Genomic DNA, 18,476 nt, shown 5'->3' on the forward strand with positions numbered 1-18,476 from the left:
TTTCACAGTCACTCATTCTGCTCTATCCCAAAATTTACCTCCCTATCAGGAACTGAGTACCAGACACATATGTGAAGCCACACCCGTGATGGCTGCTCCGGGAAAATCCCCTGCCCATATGTTGAAATCGGGCGAAGAGGTTCGGATAAAGGACGTCACTTTCGGGGCAGATAATCTACCCTATTTTGCAATCGACTATGCAACCGGAACAGGCCTGCAACGTGCAACAGGTTTTGTGCCTGTAGAAAAAATCAGTCATTTTTGCGATTTCACCAAGCGTTCTGACAGCGGTCACAGTTTTCAGGCTCCTCCCAATACCTGCCATCTGATCGCGGTTAAAACAGACACGCTAACAGCTTTGAACAAGCAAGCCGTCCCTCTGAAAGAATATCGCCCGTCCATGGCCGCTTACCGATTGGCTGACGGTCAATATGCGCTTTCACTTGGCCTGCTGAATATTCGGGCAAGCGGGAATATTTTGGGGCGCGCCAGTGATCTTCCCGAAAACAGCGAATGCTCAACAGGCACCGAATTCATTGAAGCATTAGTAAAAAATGAAAAGGAATTTTCAGAGGGAGAGAATGATCGCTTTGCCTCTGTCTCCGACCGTCTTGCTGCTGCCCGCAACTTGATGGAGCAGACAGGAGATGCAGCTAATCTTAAGAAAGCCTGCGATCTGGGATTGAACGAAGCCTGCAGCAGCTATGCTGAAGCGATCTACAATATAGAAGATCCGGACGGCACTTTACCCGCAAAGGTTACACATTACGCTCTGATGGGCTGTATGGGCGGAGACATACGCGGCTGTCAGCTGGCGATCAACCGCACAGACAATACATTGGAGAATGCGCAGTTTCGCGCGGTCGAGGGCGGCACCGGCAATGCTGAAGATCTTGTACTGCCTGAACTTGCCAAGCCGGGCTGCGACGCACGTCAGGCTGTGAGCTGCATTCTGCTTGCCCGCGGCACCGCAACTTATACAAAGCCTACGCTTGCAGAGGCCGCATCGAATTTTACCGCGAAACTCACAGCATGCAGATCCGGTATTGCATGGGCTTGTGAAGAAGTTCCTGATGCCTTCGGATATGTTGTGCAAGCCCGTAGTGAATATACATCTGCAACAGCCGACGAGAATTATTCACTCGGATCATTGACCGAAGAAATTTGTACGCCCGGCCCGAAACAACCCAATATTGTGCACTGTAAACCCGCTTATTATAAATATCGGGATTTTCTGCAGGCAAACAAAACGCCGCCACTCACGGATACAAGAATTGCAAAAGCAAAAGGTTTGCTTGAACGCGGCTGTATCGCGGGTGATCCGGCAGCCTGTGCGGTACAATCCAAACTAACTGATCACTGGTCTGCTGAAGACCGGAATGCGGCAGCTGCCAGAGCAATCAAGTTGTGCGCCGGACAGTCTGACAAGGACAGCATTTGTGACAATCTTGGTGTTGCGCTTGATCCAAATCTCGAAACGGCAAAACCTGCCCAGCGCACACTCTACGACACGCTTGTTATGACATGCATGACAGACAAAACGTCCAACGGTCCGCAGGCGTGCAGCGCTGCGGTATCCGCCTATGCTTCTCTGGAAAGCACGGATCAGGTACACAATATTGAAACAATGCTGGCGAATGCGTGTAATAATGAAAATATCAATGGCTGTCAGACATTAGCATCGCTTATCGCTACAAAAGCGCAAAATAATCCGGAGACAAATCAGTCACCTGAGGAAAACAAAAGCGTCACTCTGTTATCCGTGCTGCGTACCGGTTGTCGCTTTGATGACAACCCCGCCAGTACCTGCCTTTCCTTAGCAGATAGTTTGAGCTCTGCCGGTGAAGTTAACGCCGCGATGGATGTCTACACCAAGACGTGCGGATATCAGGTTACTCACGCCAACGAAAGACTTGCGGATGTGCGTATTTGCTATGATGCAGCCAAATTCGCACTAAGTCAGAAGACCCGCTATGCCAGTGCACTGCAATGGTCGGAATTTGCCTGCAATTCTGCCGATCTGGGGCTGTCTCCCTATGCATGCAAACTGGCCGGAAATATCTATGCCTCAGGACTTGGTATAGAAGCAGATTTACAAAAAGCCGCTATAGCCTATCGGAACGGATGTTTTCATCCTTACATGAAGACGACAGATGGCGAGGCCTGCCTCAAATACGGAAATATGTTGCTGGAGGCGCATGATAACCCCGACAGCGCAGCCTCTGTAACACCTGACGATCTGCAAAATTCAGGTGACATGATATCAGAAGCTTCCAGAGCCTATGACATGGGCTGCATGGACAATATTGAGCAGGCTTGTCAGGCAAACCGGAAATTGCTGACCGACTGGAGCAAGGGACTATATTCCCATAACCGCGTGCAGTGCCGCGTTGAGGATGACCGTGGGTCTGTCTATTCCGACAAGATATGCCGTGAATTTTCATTCTACCAAGCTGACGGGCAACTCAAAGAAGAACGCCGTCAGATCAGGCTCGAAGTCTATGTATGGCCCGACGGTGACCGCAGCGTCGTCTATCAAAGAGATGGTACGTGGTTACTCAACGAGGTAACAACAGCCGGACTTCGCCATGTCGATGCAACAAAATGCTGGCGCAATCCGGTTTCAAAACGAAGCTTCTGTGTCAGTCCCCTTCAGGAGTAAGGTTTTTCGTTTTTGCCCGATGCAAATCTCACAGAGAATGTCGCTTCAGCTCCCGAACACAGACCAGCCCATGCGGCGGCACAGGATTTCCAAAGCCCGTGTGCCAAGCAGCGAGTTGCCGTGCTGGTTCAAGCCCGGTGACCACACAGCAATGGATGAAATACCGGGAACGATAGCGAGTATACCGCCACCGACACCGCTTTTGGCTGGCACGCCGACACGAAATGCAAAATCGCCGGAGCCGTCATAGTGACCACAGGTCATCATCAGCGCATTGATACGCAAGGCCCGTTCCACACTGACAATACGATGATTACTGACAGGATTGCGGCCGGATGCAGAAAGAAACAGCCCTGCCCGCGCCAGTTGCTCACAGGACATCGCCAAAGCACATTGGTGGTGATACACGCCCAGTACATGAGGCGGCAGATTGTCGAGATTTTTATTAGCTTTCAATAAATTGGCCAGCGCCGCATTATTGAAGCCGGTGCGGTCTTCTGCTTTTGCCACCACTTCATCAATATAAATATCGTCGTCTTCAGCGATGGATTGCACAAAACGTACAATCTCGCCGATCGTTTCACGCGGCTGATGCGAACTCAGCAAAATGTCCGAGATAACAATGGCACCGGCATTGATGAACGGGTTGCGCGGCAGTCCTTTTTCCAGCTCAAGCAAGACACTGGAGTTAAAAGGATCGCCCGAAGGCTCGCGGCCGACACGCTGCCAAATGCCATCCCCTCTTTTGCCCAGAGCCAGCGCCAGAGCAAACACTTTGGAAATACTTTGGATAGAGAATTTTTCCTGAGCGTCACCGGCAGAAATCAATGTGCCGTCATGAAGCATAATGGATATGCCGAATTTCGCGGGATCAACCTGTGCAAGAGGCGGAATATAATCAGCGACTTTGCCACGGATACCGGTATCTTTGATTTCAGCCTCGATTTCATCGAGTACGGCGCGCAAACGCTGTTTCAACTATTTTACACCTTTGAGATACCGCTATTGCGTAACCAACAGTCATAAAAGCAGCGGTGACCGGTTTACACCGCATCACCGCCTGCTTGTGAGCCAGAATGGCTAAACAATGCCAGCCATTCTGTCCATTCTCAAATGCGCGATCTTTTAACGTTTAACGTCAAAATTACGGGTTTCCGGCATCATAAACATCGCCACAAGCGAAATCACACTGGTTGCAACCACATAATAAGCCGGTGCCACAGCACCAAAAATGCCGATCAGCCATGTGATGATAAACTGTGTGGTGCCGCCAAACAATGTCGCACCGATCGCATAGATCAGGGAAACACCGGTGGCACGCAGAGCAATCGGCATCATCTCAGGGATTGCCACAAGGCTTGCAGCGCCTGTCATCGAGGTGAGCAGTGTAATCGCAGCGGTTACAATCAGCAGCACTGTCGCATCTTTGGATTCCGACAGCCAGAAAAACAGCGGGATAATAACAATCATCAACACGATACGCGGCCAGATCATCACACCTTTACGGCCGTATTTATCAGCAAGATAACCGGCAACGAGGGCGAAAATGAAAGTCATCGTACCGCCAAGCACTGTACCGGCCTGCGCCAGTGTTGCCGGCAGTTTCAGGGTCTGAATGGCATAGGTGGTCATGTAGTTGCCTACCTGTGTCGACACGGTGGTCGAAATCATCACCAGAATACCCAGCACCAGAAAACGGGTGTGATCGGAGAAAACCGAAGTCACAATCTGCGTGCCGGTTTTATCGCTCGGCTTTTCCAGAGTTTCCGGCAAAGCGCGGCGGATATAAAGCGCGATCGGAATAAGTGCCAGCGAGACGAGGAACGGAATACGCCAGCCCCATGACACCAGATCTTCATGCGGCAGATACCATGACACCAGCACGCCCATCAGACCACCGGCAACAACGGCGATACCCTGACTGGCAATCTGCCAGCTGGCATAAAGGCCGCGCTTGTCACGCGGTGCAGCTTCGATAAGCATAGCAGATGCCGGCCCGACTTCACCGCCCAGTGCCAGCCCCTGCAACAGGCGGCACAGCAGAACGATAATCGGCGCGGCAATACCAATGGTTTCATAGCTTGGTGTTGCGGCAAGACCCAATGTACCGACGGTAATCAGCGTCACGGTCAGGATCATTGCAGCACGACGCCCTGCTTTATCCGCGAAAGCACCAATCAGAACGCCGCCAAGCGGACGGGTGAAAAAGCCCACACCAAAAACCGCAACCGAGGCCAGAAGGCTTGCTGTTTCACTGCCCAGCGGGAAAAATGTCTGCCCGATATAAACCGCGAAAAACGAATAGACGATGAAATCGTAAAATTCGAGGGCGTTACCGGCAACGGCCGCGGCAATTGCCTTGACCGGTGGTTTTTCAGACTGGCCGGACAGATCGTCCGAAGCCGTATTCGGCGCGTGCATAACAGAAGCGCTCATGGTTATCCTCCAACAGATATAATAGTTTTAGTCTTTACGGCCTCTGGTGCCGTTCAGGAATTCCTCCGTCAAGGCTACCCAATAAGCGGCTCCCTCAACGATATTCGCATCATTAAAATCGAAGCCGTCATTATGCAGCGCACGGCTCACAGGGCCTGGCTGATCGCCGTTCCCGAGAAAAACATAAGAACCGGGGCGCTTTTCGAGCATGAATGCGAAATCTTCACTGCCGGTCATCGGCGTGGTCTGGGCAACAAAATTACCTTCAGCGGCAAAGCGCTGACCGACCTCACGTGCAAACTCAGTTTCTTCAGTGGAATTCTGCAAGGCAGGATAGCCGCGAACATAATCAATATCGGCTTTGACGCCGAAACTCTGTGCCTGCGTGGCGACCAGATCACGAATACGGTCTTCAAGCAGATCGCGGACTTCCGGTTTGAAACAGCGCACTGTCAGTTCGATCTGGGCAGCCTCAGGGATGACATTATTCGCCATACCTGCCTGCATAACACCGACGGTAACGACAGCGGCATCCAGCGGATTAATATTGCGGGCAACTACAGTCTGCAAGGCCACGACGATAGCAGCAGTAGCAACAATCGGATCGGCCGTTGTGTGCGGCTGCGCACCATGACCGCCACGACCGGTGATCTTGATGGAAACACTGTCGGACGATGCCATCATTGCACCATCATAAAATTGCAACTGGCCTTGCGGCGATCCCGGCATATTGTGGATGCCAAAAACGGCATCGCACGGGAATTTTTCAAACAAGCCGTCAGCAACCATACGGGCTGCACCGCTATCAGGGCGGCCATATTCTTCAGCAGGCTGGAAGATCAGATTAACAGTGCCGTTGAAATTGCGGCGCTCGGCCAGCGCTTTTGCAGCAGCGAGCAACATTGTTGTGTGACCGTCATGTCCGCAGGCATGCATCACACCACTATTGACGCTGGCATAAGGCAGACCGGTTGCTTCCAAAATCGGCAGCGCATCCATATCCGCACGCAGACCAATGGCCGCTGAGCCGTCTCCGCTGCGCAACTGGCCGACAATACCGGTTGTGCCGATATTGCGCTCAACCTTATAGCCCCATTTTTCCAGCAAATCAGCGACAATGCCACCGGTTCTGATTTCGTTAAATGCCAGTTCAGGGTGCTGGTGCAGATCACGCCTCAGCGCAACAAACTCCTCAACATCGCGCTCAATCAGCGTTCTGATGTTTTTCATGACTCCACCCTCCTAGACTTAAAAACCATTACCGATGTTAGCTACGAGGTGCATTTTCATTTGTCCAATGCATAGTAAATTTGATAATCATGCATAATAGGCATACCAGTTTAGGAAAGTTTCATGAACATTCAGCAATTACGACATTTTATTGCGCTTGCTGAGAAAGGCTCTTTCACACGGGCAGCGGAACATGCGCATCTCACCCAACCGGCACTGTCGCGCAGCATTGCGCAACTGGAAGCCGAGCTGGGGATGAAGCTGGTTGATAGAATCGGCAAGCGCTGTGAAGTCACGGCTTTTGGCGATGTGGTGCTCGACCATGCACGCCGCGTATTATTCGAGACAGAAGAGCTTTATCGTGTGGTCAAACAGCAGCATGAAGGCAGTGCGGGAAGAATCAGGATCGGGCTTGGATCAACACCAAGCGCCCTGCTCACAGCGCCGCTTCTGAGCCGGTTTTCCACCACCAATCCGTCTTTGCATATTCTGCTGATGCGCGGTTCCATTCCGTTGCAGGTGCAGGCATTGCGGGAGAGAACGCTGGACATGCTGGTCGTCGAGATCAGAGGTGTGACGATAACCGCAGACCTGCATATTGAAATGCTGCCCGCATTGCGCACAGGTTTTCTGGTCAGTCAGGGGCATCCCTTGCTGCAAAATCAACAGGTCAAGTTTTCTGATCTGCGGCCATGGCCATTGGCAACCACCATCCTCGCACCGGAGCAGATACGCAATATGGTCGCGATCTACGGACCGGAAGCCCATCCGGATGAGAGCGTAACTTTCCACTCCGACGCGATTGACGGGTTGCTTCAGACTACATTGAGCAGTCAAACCATTTATTACGGCGTTATCGCACCGGCACATGAGCTGATAACATCAGGACAATTGGTGGAAGTTCCTGTGCGTCCGGTTTCAGACACGTCGCAATTCGCCATCATTCGCCTGTCCGGTCGTTCCCAGCCGCCAATGTTCCCCATTCTGCGTAATCTCATTCGCGAGAGAATGGAGGAATGGAGTGCGATTTGACGGCTTTACCGCCATCAGCAGCTCCGGTTCTTGACCATGCGCGCATTATTCTCCAGTAACAACACATACAGACAGTGCCGGAGCATCCCTTGAAAACCATTGCAATTGATTTTGAAACTGCCAATGAACAACGCAGCAGCGCCTGTTCTGTCGGTCTGGCATGGATTGAAGATGGTCAGGTCGTGCGTGTTGTAGAGCGCTTTATCCGGCCGAAAACTATGCGCTTTTCCTCTTTCAACATTGCCATCCACGGTATCCGTCCGGAGCATGTGGAAGATGCTGGAGAATTTCCGGAAGTGATGGATGAATTCGCTGATGACTTTATGGGAGCCACAATGATTGCCCATAATGCAGCTTTTGATTTCAGTGTCTGGCGCGCTTCGCTGGATCAGTATCAGCAGAGCTATCCTGAACTGCATTATCTGTGTTCCGTCAAAATGGCACAAAAAGTCTGGCCGCAATTGCCGTCACACAAGCTGAATATTCTGGCTGATTATCTTGGCCTGAGCTTTCATCATCATAATGCTGCGGAAGATGCTGCGATCTGTGCTCAGGCAACAATCGCTATGGCACATTCTGTGGGGGCTGCCACATTGGCGGACATGCCGCGCATAATCGGTATGCGAGCCGGTCGTCTCTTTGCCAACGGATATGAGGCCTGCACCAGCCGCAAAAAATAATGATAGGAGTGCAGATAAAAAGGTGGCGAACCACCTTTTTATCTCTCAGATGCGTTTCACAAGAGCGTGCTGCATGTAATCTGATCCACTGCACTCGCTCTATTTCTTTGTTTTAACGCATGTCTTTATCCCAAAACCGGTGCCCACTTTTGGGAGACATGCTTTAGCTATTACCACCGGCAGCCAGATAACGTTCAGCCAGTCGTGCCCAGAGGGCAGAACCAACCGGCAGATTTGCATCATTGAAGTTATATTTCGGATTATGCAGCACGGCTGAATCCATGCCATTGCCAAGACGCAAGAAACTGCCCGGCTTGTGCTGGAGGAAATAAGAGAAATCCTCGCTGCCCGGGATCAACGGACAGGTTGAAACCTTGGCATCACCGATCAGCTCACGCGCAACTTCCGTCGCAAAAGCGGTTTCCGCATCGGAATTGACCACCACCGGATAACCCAGTTCATATTTGATCTCAGCTGTTGCGCCATAGGCTGCCACATGCTGCTCAGTCAGTTCACAAACGCGCTTTTGCAGCAGCTCACGTACAACCGGTGAGAAAGAGCGGATGCTCACAGCCAGATCAACATCATCAGGAATAACATTGGATGCTTCGCCGCCGTGAATTGTGCCGACAGTGATCACCGCTGTTTCAGTCGGATCAACATTGCGGGCAACCACAGTTTGCAGAGCCATCACCAGACTGCAGGCAACCATCACCGGATCAACGGTCAGATGCGGGCGGGAGGCGTGGCCGCCTTTGCCGATAACTTTGATATAGGCTGTGTCAGCCGCTGCCATCATCGGGCCGGAACGGGTGAGAATAGTGCCTTCCGGCGCACCCGGATGATTGTGCAGGCCAAAAATCGCATCGCACGGGAAACGCTCGAACAGACCATCTGCGATCATTGCCTGCGCGCCGCTGATTTCACCGGCTTCTTCAGCAGGCTGGAACACCAGTGTCACAGTGCCGTTGAAATTCTTTGTCCGTGCCAGATGTTCAGCCGCGCCAAGCAGCATGGTTGTATGGCCGTCATGACCGCAGGCATGCATTTTACCGGCCACTGTACTTGCATAAGGCAGGCCGGTTTTCTCCAGAATTGGCAGCGCATCCATATCGGCACGGATCGCAACGCTGCGACCGCCGGTACCAACTGTCAGGCAACCGACAACGCCATGACCGCCGACATTGCGGGTAACGTCATAGCCCCAGCCTTCCAGCTTTTCAGCGACATAGGCTGCGGTCTTTTCTTCTTCGAAAGACAATTCAGGATTGGCATGGAGATGATGGCGGATTTCTTCCAATGCGCTGCGGCGTGGTTCAAGATCGGCGATACGGGCGAAATTATCGGACTGTGTCATGGTCTGCTCCCGTCCTCATAACGGGATCTCCTGTAATATTTATCGGCAGGCATGCTGCATTGCGGTCAGAGACTCAAACTACTGTATCATATATACAAAACACGCCGGTTTTGTCTCCGGCGTGTTGTTTTTTATCAGATAAAACGGCTGAGGAAGCTGCGGGTACGCGGATGCTGAGGATTTTCGATCACCTCTTCCGGTGTGCCCTCTTCAACCACCTTGCCACCGTCCATGAAGATCACACGGTCTGCGGCTTCACGGGCAAAACCGATTTCGTGGGTGACCACGATCATCGTCTGCCCCTGATCGGCGAGGCTGCGCATGGTTGTCAGCACCTCACCCACCAGTTCCGGATCAAGTGCGGAAGTCGGCTCATCAAACAGGATGAGTTTCGGCTTTACGGCCAGTGCACGAGCAATCGCTACACGCTGTTGCTGCCCGCCGGAAAGCTGGCGCGGATAGGCGTTGATCTTGTGGGACATACCGACTTTCGCCAGCAATTCCTTGGCCGTTTCAACAGCTTCGCTTTTGCTGCGACCATGAACACCGACGGGAGCTTCAATCACATTCTGCAAAACAGTCATATGCGGATAGAGATTGAACTGCTGGAACACCATGCCGATCTGGCTACGCTGTTTGGCGATAGCACGGTCTGACAATGGCAGCAGGCGGTCGTTTTTATATTTATAACCGATCTGCTGCTCATCGACAAAAATCGAACCTTTGTCGATGGTTTCAAGCCTGTTGATGCAACGCAGGAAGGTGGATTTGCCCGAACCGGAAGGCCCGAGAATAACCACGACCTCACCGGAGCGCACTTCCAGATCAATGCCGCGCAGCACTTCAATACCGTGAAAGGCCTTGTGCACATTATGGGCATGAACAAGAGGTTTTTGCATATTGGTGGTCTTATCCATCATGCATTCTCCTGTATCTGAACCGGTGCTTCGTCTTTGACCGCATCGCCGCGTTCACCACGGTTATAATGACGTTCAATTGCACTCTGTCCGACATTCAGCACGGATGTAATCAGCAGATACCACACAACCGCCACCAGCAGCATCGGGATAACCTCGAATGTGCGGTTATAGATCGACTGAACGGAATAAAGCAGATCGGCCATGGCGATAACACTGACGAGTGATGTCGCTTTAATCATACTGATCAGCTGGTTCCCTGTCGGCGGCACGATAGAACGCATGGCCTGCGGGATAATGATACGGCGCAAAGCGCGTGCCCGTGTCATACCAAAAGCGGCTGCGGTTTCGCCCTGTCCTTTATCAACAGACAACAGGCCGCCACGGATAATCTCCGCCATATAGGCCGCTTCATTCAGCGCCAGACCAACAATCGCAGCGGTCAGCGGTGTGATGAGGTCGTTGGTATTCCAGCTGACAAGTGTCGGGCCGAACGGGATAGCCAGCGAGATTTTCGGAAACAATGTTGAAAGATTGTACCAAAAGATCAACTGCACCAGCAGCGGCGTACCGCGGAAAAACCAGATGAACAGATTGGACAGCGAGCTTGCCAGCCTGTCCTGCGACATACGGGCAATTGCCAGAATGAGACCAAGCGCGACACCGATAATCATCGCCACAACGGTCAGGCTGAGGGTGATATACAGCCCTTCCATCACGGTTGAATCAAAGAAATAAGCGGCGACGACCGGCCAGCCGAAATTCGGATTATTGGCGACAATAATACCGAAATCGAGTGCCACACCCAGAACAACAGCCCACAGGATCACACGTTTCAGCGGAAAGGGTGCGCGCGCACGGGCGACGTCGAAACGTTCGACATCACCCACGGCTGCGCCTGAACCACGCAACTCACTCATTGCGCGGTCTTTCCGGCGAGATTGATACCGGCCTTGTCAATCATGTTCTTTTCCAGACCCCATTTTTTCATGATCGTGGCATAGGTGCCGTTGTCGATCAGCATCTGGATACCGTCACGGAACACTTCGCTCAGCGGCGAGTCTTTTGGCAGAACTGCGCCCTGATACAGGTCATCAAAGCCGTTTTTCTGACCGGTTGCAGCCAGTTCCAGCTGGCCATTGGACTGCTGAACAAAATAGGTCAGAGGAGCCTGTGATGAGAAGAACGCATCGGCGCGGTTTGAGCGCACAGCCAGAATAGAGCTTGGCTGGTCATTATAAGACTGCACTTCAATCGGCTTGCCGTCTGCTGTGCATTTCTCATTCTGCTCCTTGATCACTTTTTCAGCCGAACCGCCTGCCATTACAGCAATGCGCTTACCGCAGGCTGTATCCAGCGATGTGATGCCTTCCGGATTGCCGTGTTTCACCGCGAAAACCACATATTCACGCACCCAGTCGACAAAATCATTGGCGCCCTGACGGGACGGGAAGTCACCGTTCGGCCCAAAGCCAAGCTGGTAACGTCCGGCAGAAATACCGCTCAGAACCGATGGCAGACCGCTGACTGTCGAATGGGTGATTTTGATACCGAGCAGCTGACCGAGTGCATCGGTCATGTCCGTCGCAGCGCCGTTCACGTCCTTACCATTGATGATCTGGTAAGGAGGGAAGGAACCGGAATTCACATCATTAATAACACCGGCCTTGATGATGTCTTCCGGCAGACGGGCGCGCAGCGCCTCATTCAATGCCTGTTCCGGAATTTTCACATCCTCGGCCAAAGCCTGTTGTGCAAAAACGCTGCCAAATACAGCAGCTGCCAGTATAGTTTTTTTCATCTCACTCTCCCAATAGTTCAGAGCATTTCCAGCTTATCTTCCATGACAGGAAATGCTCTGTCTGTTTGTTTTTACGCGTATCTTATCCGAAAACCGCTTCGCACTTTTCGGGATACGCTTTGGCTGGCGCAATCACGCCTTGTTGGCATAAAACGGAAATAGTTCTTCAACGCTCAGTTTGCGCTGCAAAATACCCTGCAAATGCAATTCCTCAGCGAAATCATTGATCATCGCCTCATTGGCGGCGATACCGCTGACATTCCAGTTTTCCGGCAAATCCTGTGCGCATTTCAGCAATTCATCGAGCATCCACGGCGTGGTTTCCGCATATTTGCGGCGCTTTGCTGTCCACACACGCTGGCTTTCATCCAGAAGATCGCTCAGTTCCTGCGCCACCCACGGATGTTCTGCCAGAATTTCCGGCTTGATACCCATCAGATGCATGCCCGGCACGTAACCGACATCATTATAATAGGCCAGCTCCGCACTGCGGAAATCGGTCAACACCTGACGGAAACCGGAGTTTTTGCCAAAATAACCATCCGGCATAAAGGGCGTAAATACCGCATCCAGCACACCTTCGCGCAGGGCATCCATCATCGGCTGCTCGCCCGGCATGGCTTCAATCCGGCCTGCACGGCCAAAACCGTCCAGACGATCTGTAACCGGATGTGCTTCTGTCAGGCGGCCTGCGTACCAATAGGCATCCTCAACCCCGATGCCATGACGGCGCAGCGCAGCACGTGTCCATGTATTGCCGGAATCACGCCAGCCGGTGACGCCGATCTTCTTGTCTTTCAGCTGTTCAAAACCGGTAATACCGCTGTCTGTACTGGTGATGATGCAACGATGACGGAAACCGCGCATGATGAAATTCGGAATGCCGGTAATGCTGGTATCACCCTCATCACGCAAAGAAACGTAGCGGCTGAATGACATTTCGGACGCTTCATGAGCCTCATCTTCTCCCGGATGAGAAACCAGCGTGCCCACACGATCAACAATCACATCAAGTTTTTCAGAACGCACATCGCCCAAAGCCAGCGGTGTCAGATAATCCCAGTCACGCACAGCGATACGCAATTTAACCGGCATAAATATTCCCTCAAAATTTCCTCTGTACAAATGAAGTTAAATGTTCAAATTGAACCGATCAAACGTTATTATGTTACTGAACATTAAATCGGATAAATAGTTATGGTGCCTGATTTCTCCAGCGAGTGGTTTGCCCGCCACCTTGAAGACCGCACGATGCGCGGCATTGCCCGCGACATGGCAGGATTAATCAGACGCGGCGCCTTGCCGGTCGGCACTAAATTACCGCCGATCCGCGATCTGGCTTATGTTCTGGGGATCAGCCCCGCCACCATCTCCGAGGCCTTGAGCGAATTGCGTAAGCTCAAGATTATCAATGGCAAAGGCCGCAACGGCACATGGGTCAGCGGCGATCATTTTGCAGCAAAACCGGCACGATTGATGAGCTTCGGCAATTACGGCGATGATGTGCTGGATCTTTCAATGGCCATACCGGACACAGCTCTACTGCCATCACTGGAACAGGCTTTGCGCCATGGTGCGCAGGCGGAGGGTCTCAACAGCTATCAGCGTGTGCGCATATTACCTGAGCTTGAAGAGGCTGTGCGCCGCGACTGGCCTTATGAGCCGGAAGCCTTTCTGGCCACCAATGGCGGCTATAATGCCACTTATACGCTTATTCATGCCCTTGTAACGCCCGGATCATCCATCGCCATTGAAGATCCGACTGCGATGCGCCTTCTTGATATTCTTGAAGATTTCGGCGCTAAAATCATTCCCGTCACCTGTGATGATCAGGGCCCGCTACCCTCTTCTCTCGCATCTGCTCTGGAGCAGAAACCTGCCGCGTTTCTGTTTCAGCCACGGGTTCATTCCGTGACCAGCCATTGCATGAGCAAAGAACGGTTGATGGCATTGGGTGATGTTCTGGAAGGGCATGATACACTCATCATTGAAGATGACGGTGTTGCCGATATTGCTATGGCTCCACGGCAGACACTCGGCGCACGTTTTCCTGATCGGGTGGTCCATATTCTGTCTTATTCCAAGACTTTAGGTCCTGATTTGCGTCTGGCAGTTCTCTCCGGCTCAACCAGCCTTGTTGAACAAATCCAGTCTTACCGTAGTTTCAGTTCCGGCTGGACAAGCCGCATTCTGCAATCGGCAGTTGCATGGCTGCTCAAAGATGAGGCAACGCAACATAATCTGGAGCAGGCAAAACAGATTTACCGGCAGCGTGCCAGCCATTTTCAGCAGGCACTGGCCGCTCACGGCAAAAACATTCCGGACAATCATGGTCTGTGCTGTCTGATGCCGGTAGAATCCGAACAATTTGCACTGATTACGCTGGCCGCCCGCAATATTGCCGTGGCACCGGGTTCCAAATTCTCCGTCCGCCCGCTGGCAGCCGTGCGTATTGCAACCAGCACATTACAGGATCATCAGGTAGAGGATGTCGCGCGAGCTGCATTTCTCGCCAGCAAACCGGCTTAGTAACGGCCGGATTTTACTATACTCATAAGACCTCTGCTCTCTGACATTCAGCAAAGGTTCATAAAACGTGAACTAACCATTTCCTCATATCGCCGAAATTTGCCATAAATCAGCAAATAATAAGCACCGGCAATTAAGTGTTATTTCGATCGGGAATTGACGAAATGCAACCTATGCAATTTCTGCCTTCCTAAGGAGAGGGATTATGAGTTTTCGTTCTAAACTGCTCGCAACAGTTGTTTTTCCGGCTTTCTCGGCTTCCATCATGATGCAGCCTGTTCAGGCCGGCACATCAGAAGCCCCGATCATCCTCGCACAGGAAAACAGCGAACAGCCGGCTGACGATCAGATGCTGCGTCAGCAACAGGCTGAGGAACAACAACGCGCAGCCGAAGAGGAAGCGCGACGGGCAGCTGAAGAGCAGCAAAGAGCTGCTCAGGAAGAAGCTGAACGACAGGCTGCAGAACAGCAACGTGCCGCCGAGCAACAACGTGCGGCCGAAGAAGAGGCAAAACGCGCAGCCGAACAGCAGCAGAAAGCCGCTCAGGAAGAAGCTGAACGACAGGCTGCAGAACAGCAACGTGCCGCCGAGCAACAACGTGCGGCCGAAGAAGAGGCAAAACGTGTAGCCGAACAGCAGCAGAAAGCCGCTCAGGAAGAAGCTGAACGACAGGCAGAAGAACAAAAACAAGCTGCAGAACGGGCACAGCAGGACGCTGCGGAACAGCAGAAAAATGCTGACCAGCAAAAAGTTATAGACGAAGAAGCAGAAAAGCAGGCCACAGAGGCAGCAGAGCAACCCAAGCCCAAGGAAAGCCCGGAGCCGAAGCCAGCGCCAGAACCAAAGCCTGAACTTAAACCGGAACCTGCGCCTCAGCCTGCTCCATCCGAAGAAACACCTCCTGCACCAACCGAACAGGAGCCTGTAAAGCAACCGGAAGAACAGCCTGTCCCTCAGACAACACCTGAGCAACCTGACCCTCTGCCGCCTGTGACGGATGAAAAGCCTCAGGAACAAGAGGCTGAACCGGCCAAACAGCCGGAGCAGCCGGTGCAGCAGCCACAGCCGGAGCAGGAAGTTCAGCAGCCTGAAAACACACAGCCTGCCGAACCGAAAGCTGAAATTATTGACGAGCGTACACCTGAGCAAAAGCAGGAGATTGCCAAAGATCCTGCCAGCACAGATGAAACCATTGTTCTGCCCGTTGAAAACGGAGCCGCCATTCTTGACAGTGATAAGGATGCGGATAATTTCGGCGGCAACCAATCCAGAGAAGAGCGCCGTAAACAGCGTGAACAACAGCGTGCAGCCGAGGAGCAGAATACGCCTCCGCCTGTGAATGATGCCGCTGCTCAGGTTGAAATTCCGGCCACGATCTCTGAAAACCTGCCGCAGCAGATTGAAGCCAATCTCAAAGAAGAAGGCACGCGCATCAAAGATGCACCAGCCTTTGTGGTTCCGGACACTACAAATATCATCAATAATACGGTTGTGAATAATACCGTTATTAACAACACGACAATCAACAATATCACCAATGTGAAAGTCGTTGAGGAAATCGATAACCGCATCATTCTGGAGACGGGCGACCGCATCTTCGTCCGTGGCGATGATCGTCCCCGCCTGCGTCGTGATGCCGAGCGTTCCTATTATGATGAATTGCCGCGCGGCCGCCTGCGTGAAACCATTGTGCGCCCCGGCGGCTATGAGATCGTAACCATCTATGACCGTTACGGTGATATTCTGCAGCGCTCACGTATCGACCGTGACGGCAATGAATATCTGATGATCTATGCACCTGAATATGATGACACTCCGCGTGCGGCGATCTTCGATGTCGGATATGATCTGCCGCCGATGCGGCTGACCATTCCTGTCAGTGACTATATTATTGATGTCGCTGCAGATCCGGAACGCGACTTCTATGACTTCCTTGCTCAGCCGCCTGTAGAACGGGTTGAACGTGTCTACACGATTGATGAGGTTCGTCACTCCGCGCGTCTGCGTGACAAGGTGCGCCGTATCGATCTGGATACAGTTCACTTTGCCACCGGCAGTGCCGAAGTTTCACTGTCGCAGGCCAAAACCCTGCGCAAAGTTGCAAGTGCAATGCAAAAAGTGCTCGCCAAAGACCCTGGTGAAACCTTCTTCATTGAAGGGCACACAGACGCTATCGGCTCTGACCGCTCAAATCTCGTGCTGTCCGACCAGCGCGCGGAATCCGTGGCCAGCCTGCTGACAGAAGTCTATGACATTCCGGCAGAAAACCTTGTAACGCAGGGATATGGCGAACGATTCCTGAAAATCCGCACGCAAGCTGCCGAGCAGGAAAACCGCCGCGTCACCATCAGACGCGTGACACCATTGGTCCGCCCAGTCGCACGCAAATAAAATGCAAAAACAAGCCGGTCAGGCGTCAATTCCTGACCGGCTTTCTGAAATTTACACCGCATCCTGCAAGATTCTACAGTAGTAAGAGCGAGCACAACCCGTAAACTTTAGCCAGTAGATTTCACACTGACAAAGCTAAGCGGGATAAACGCCATGACTATTAAGAGTCTTCTTCTTGGCTCTGCTGCTGCACTTATTGCGGCAACCGGAGCGCAGGCCGCCGACGCTGTTATTGCGCCGGAACCGGAAGCCGTGGAATATGTGCGCGTTTGCGATGCTTACGGCGCGGGCTATTTTTACATTCCCGGCACAGAAACCTGCTTACGCATCGGCGGCTATGTTCGTTATCAGGCAGCTGGCGGCGATGATCCCTACACCGGCAGCAAGCTCGGTTATGTTGATGCGAATGGCGACCATCAAGACACTTGGGATAAACTCGCACGTTTCACTCTGCGCACCTATACCACTTCGGAAACCGAACTGGGCACGCTCAAAACTTTTACTGAAAACCGCTTCAACTTCTCAAATGGTTCACAGGGCGCCCATACGCTGAATTATGCCTATATACAGCTTGGCGGTCTACGGATGGGGCTGGATGAATCCGCATTTCATACTTTCACCGGATATCTCGGCGACATCATCAATGATGACGTGGTTGCAGCCGGTTATTACCGCACCAATCTGATCAGCTACACTTTTGCCGGCGGCAATGGTTTCTCAGCTATCATATCGCTCGAACAAGGCGGCGATAAAGGGCAAGATAATTATTATGATGATGCCTCCGGTGTTTGGCTGCAGCGCGATTTCAACAACCGTATCGACAGCTATATGCCGCATATGGTTGGCGGCCTGAAATTTGAACAGGGTTGGGGTGCTATTGCAGGTACTGTCGCCTATGACTCCAATCTTGAAGAATGGGCCGGTAAAGTTCGCCTTGATGTGAATGTAACAGACACACTCTCCCTGTGGGTGCAGGGCGGTTACGCTTCTTATGAAGAAAATACCGGCATGTATGGAAACTGGGGTGGTGACTGGGCTGTCTGGGGTGGTGCGCAGTACAAAGCAACCGACAATGCGACTTTCAACATTCAGGCTGCTTATGAAGATTGGGGCAAAACTGCTTTTGCTGCGAATGTCGCCTATCAGCTGGTTCCGGGTTTCACCATCACTCCGGAATTCAACTACACCACATGGAAAAAAGACCATCCTGTTCGTATTCTCAGTGGTGAAAAAGATGCTGTCGGCGGTGTGGTTCGTTTCCAGCGCTCCTTCTGATGAATAGTATTAAGGAGATTTTTCAACGACAAGTCTCTTTAACAAACGTGGATATTTAATAGTTCTTCTGACCTCCAGTCTTTGAAAAACTAATAATGAAAGCCACGTTGGGAAGACACGGTGAAAAGGAGACTTTTCACCGTGTTTTTTTGTATCTGCCCCCTG

At 52.1% G+C, this 18,476-nt stretch carries 14 protein-coding genes; 6 read left to right on the top strand and 8 right to left on the bottom strand.

Annotated features, from left to right (window positions below):
• The first annotated feature begins 88 nt into the window (after window positions 1-88).
• Window positions 89-2,662 carry a sel1 repeat family protein gene (locus F7P81_RS02935; protein ID WP_151158509.1) on the top strand — a complete coding sequence of 858 codons (2,574 nt, stop codon included), beginning with the start codon at window positions 89-91 and terminating at the stop codon, window positions 2,660-2,662.
• A gap of 45 nt (window positions 2,663-2,707) precedes the next feature.
• Here F7P81_RS02935 and F7P81_RS02940 read toward each other — a convergent pair whose 3' ends face one another.
• From F7P81_RS02940 to F7P81_RS02950, 3 genes are all read right to left on the bottom strand, one after another.
• Window positions 2,708-3,640, bottom strand: a complete 933-nt coding sequence (locus F7P81_RS02940; RefSeq protein WP_116086730.1) for a glutaminase — start codon at window positions 3,638-3,640, stop codon at window positions 2,708-2,710.
• Window positions 3,641-3,787: 147 nt separating this feature from the next.
• Window positions 3,788-5,098 carry an MFS transporter gene (locus F7P81_RS02945; protein WP_151158510.1) on the bottom strand — a complete coding sequence of 437 codons (1,311 nt, stop codon included), beginning with the start codon at window positions 5,096-5,098 and terminating at the stop codon, window positions 3,788-3,790.
• Window positions 5,099-5,125: 27 nt separating this feature from the next.
• Window positions 5,126-6,328, bottom strand: a complete 1,203-nt coding sequence (locus F7P81_RS02950) for a M20 aminoacylase family protein (protein ID WP_151158511.1) — start codon at window positions 6,326-6,328, stop codon at window positions 5,126-5,128.
• Window positions 6,329-6,451: 123 nt separating this feature from the next.
• Between F7P81_RS02950 and F7P81_RS02955 the strand changes: the two genes are divergently transcribed.
• Both F7P81_RS02955 and F7P81_RS02960 read left to right on the top strand, forming a co-directional pair.
• Window positions 6,452-7,360, top strand: a complete 909-nt coding sequence (locus tag F7P81_RS02955) for a LysR family transcriptional regulator (RefSeq protein ID WP_151158512.1) — start codon at window positions 6,452-6,454, stop codon at window positions 7,358-7,360.
• A gap of 89 nt (window positions 7,361-7,449) precedes the next feature.
• Window positions 7,450-8,040, top strand: coding sequence for a 3'-5' exonuclease (locus F7P81_RS02960; protein WP_151158513.1), 591 nt, complete (start codon window positions 7,450-7,452; stop codon window positions 8,038-8,040).
• A 163-nt stretch (window positions 8,041-8,203) separates the two neighbouring features.
• On the opposite strand, the gene F7P81_RS02965 is transcribed toward F7P81_RS02960, so the two are convergent.
• From F7P81_RS02965 to F7P81_RS02985, 5 genes are all read right to left on the bottom strand, one after another.
• Window positions 8,204-9,397: a M20 aminoacylase family protein gene (locus F7P81_RS02965; protein ID WP_151158514.1), complete on the bottom strand. Its 1,194-nt coding sequence runs from the start codon at window positions 9,395-9,397 to the stop codon at window positions 8,204-8,206.
• A 134-nt stretch (window positions 9,398-9,531) separates the two neighbouring features.
• Entirely contained in the window at window positions 9,532-10,317 is a 786-nt protein-coding gene (locus F7P81_RS02970; RefSeq protein WP_374828050.1) for an amino acid ABC transporter ATP-binding protein, read from the bottom strand.
• On the bottom strand, window positions 10,314-11,234 hold the full coding sequence (locus tag F7P81_RS02975) for an amino acid ABC transporter permease (RefSeq protein WP_151158515.1): 921 nt from the start codon (window positions 11,232-11,234) through the stop codon (window positions 10,314-10,316). The genes F7P81_RS02970 and F7P81_RS02975 overlap by 4 nt, the downstream gene beginning before the upstream one ends.
• Window positions 11,231-12,115 carry an ABC transporter substrate-binding protein gene (locus F7P81_RS02980; RefSeq protein WP_075654301.1) on the bottom strand — a complete coding sequence of 295 codons (885 nt, stop codon included), beginning with the start codon at window positions 12,113-12,115 and terminating at the stop codon, window positions 11,231-11,233. The genes F7P81_RS02975 and F7P81_RS02980 overlap by 4 nt, the downstream gene beginning before the upstream one ends.
• Before the next feature lie 132 nt (window positions 12,116-12,247).
• A complete protein-coding gene (locus F7P81_RS02985) occupies window positions 12,248-13,210 on the bottom strand; it encodes a substrate-binding domain-containing protein (protein ID WP_151158516.1) in 963 nt (320 codons plus the stop codon).
• A gap of 102 nt (window positions 13,211-13,312) precedes the next feature.
• Between F7P81_RS02985 and F7P81_RS02990 the strand changes: the two genes are divergently transcribed.
• The 3 genes from F7P81_RS02990 to F7P81_RS03000 all read left to right on the top strand — a co-directional run bounded on the left by F7P81_RS02990 (window position 13,313) and on the right by F7P81_RS03000 (window position 18,311).
• Window positions 13,313-14,644: an aminotransferase-like domain-containing protein gene (locus F7P81_RS02990; RefSeq protein ID WP_183956622.1), complete on the top strand. Its 1,332-nt coding sequence runs from the start codon at window positions 13,313-13,315 to the stop codon at window positions 14,642-14,644.
• 205 nt (window positions 14,645-14,849) lie between these two features.
• A complete protein-coding gene (locus F7P81_RS02995) occupies window positions 14,850-17,036 on the top strand; it encodes an OmpA family protein (protein WP_151158517.1) in 2,187 nt (728 codons plus the stop codon).
• A 153-nt stretch (window positions 17,037-17,189) separates the two neighbouring features.
• Complete coding sequence (locus F7P81_RS03000; RefSeq protein ID WP_151158518.1) at window positions 17,190-18,311, top strand: porin; 1,122 nt, start codon at window positions 17,190-17,192, stop codon at window positions 18,309-18,311.
• The last annotated feature ends 165 nt before the right edge of the window (window positions 18,312-18,476 follow it).

Origin of the sequence: Pseudochrobactrum saccharolyticum (assembly GCF_008801715.1) — a bacterium.
GTDB lineage: Bacteria > Pseudomonadota > Alphaproteobacteria > Rhizobiales > Rhizobiaceae > Pseudochrobactrum > Pseudochrobactrum saccharolyticum.

Excerpts from the sequence above, each read along its gene's own strand:
- F7P81_RS02935 (WP_151158509.1), top strand. The coding sequence starts at position 89 with ATGGCTGCTCCGGGAAAATCCCCTGCCCATATGTTGAAATCGGGCGAA.
- F7P81_RS02945 (WP_151158510.1), bottom strand. The coding sequence starts at position 5,098 with ATGAGCGCTTCTGTTATGCACGCGCCGAATACGGCTTCGGACGATCTG.
- F7P81_RS02950 (WP_151158511.1), bottom strand. The coding sequence starts at position 6,328 with ATGAAAAACATCAGAACGCTGATTGAGCGCGATGTTGAGGAGTTTGTT.
- F7P81_RS02955 (WP_151158512.1), top strand. The coding sequence starts at position 6,452 with ATGAACATTCAGCAATTACGACATTTTATTGCGCTTGCTGAGAAAGGC.
- F7P81_RS02965 (WP_151158514.1), bottom strand. The coding sequence starts at position 9,397 with ATGACACAGTCCGATAATTTCGCCCGTATCGCCGATCTTGAACCACGC.
- F7P81_RS02970 (WP_374828050.1), bottom strand. The coding sequence starts at position 10,317 with ATGATGGATAAGACCACCAATATGCAAAAACCTCTTGTTCATGCCCAT.
- F7P81_RS02975 (WP_151158515.1), bottom strand. The coding sequence starts at position 11,234 with ATGAGTGAGTTGCGTGGTTCAGGCGCAGCCGTGGGTGATGTCGAACGT.
- F7P81_RS02980 (WP_075654301.1), bottom strand. The coding sequence starts at position 12,115 with ATGAAAAAAACTATACTGGCAGCTGCTGTATTTGGCAGCGTTTTTGCA.
- F7P81_RS02985 (WP_151158516.1), bottom strand. The coding sequence starts at position 13,210 with ATGCCGGTTAAATTGCGTATCGCTGTGCGTGACTGGGATTATCTGACA.
- F7P81_RS02990 (WP_183956622.1), top strand. The coding sequence starts at position 13,313 with ATGGTGCCTGATTTCTCCAGCGAGTGGTTTGCCCGCCACCTTGAAGAC.
- F7P81_RS02995 (WP_151158517.1), top strand. The coding sequence starts at position 14,850 with ATGAGTTTTCGTTCTAAACTGCTCGCAACAGTTGTTTTTCCGGCTTTC.
- F7P81_RS03000 (WP_151158518.1), top strand. The coding sequence starts at position 17,190 with ATGACTATTAAGAGTCTTCTTCTTGGCTCTGCTGCTGCACTTATTGCG.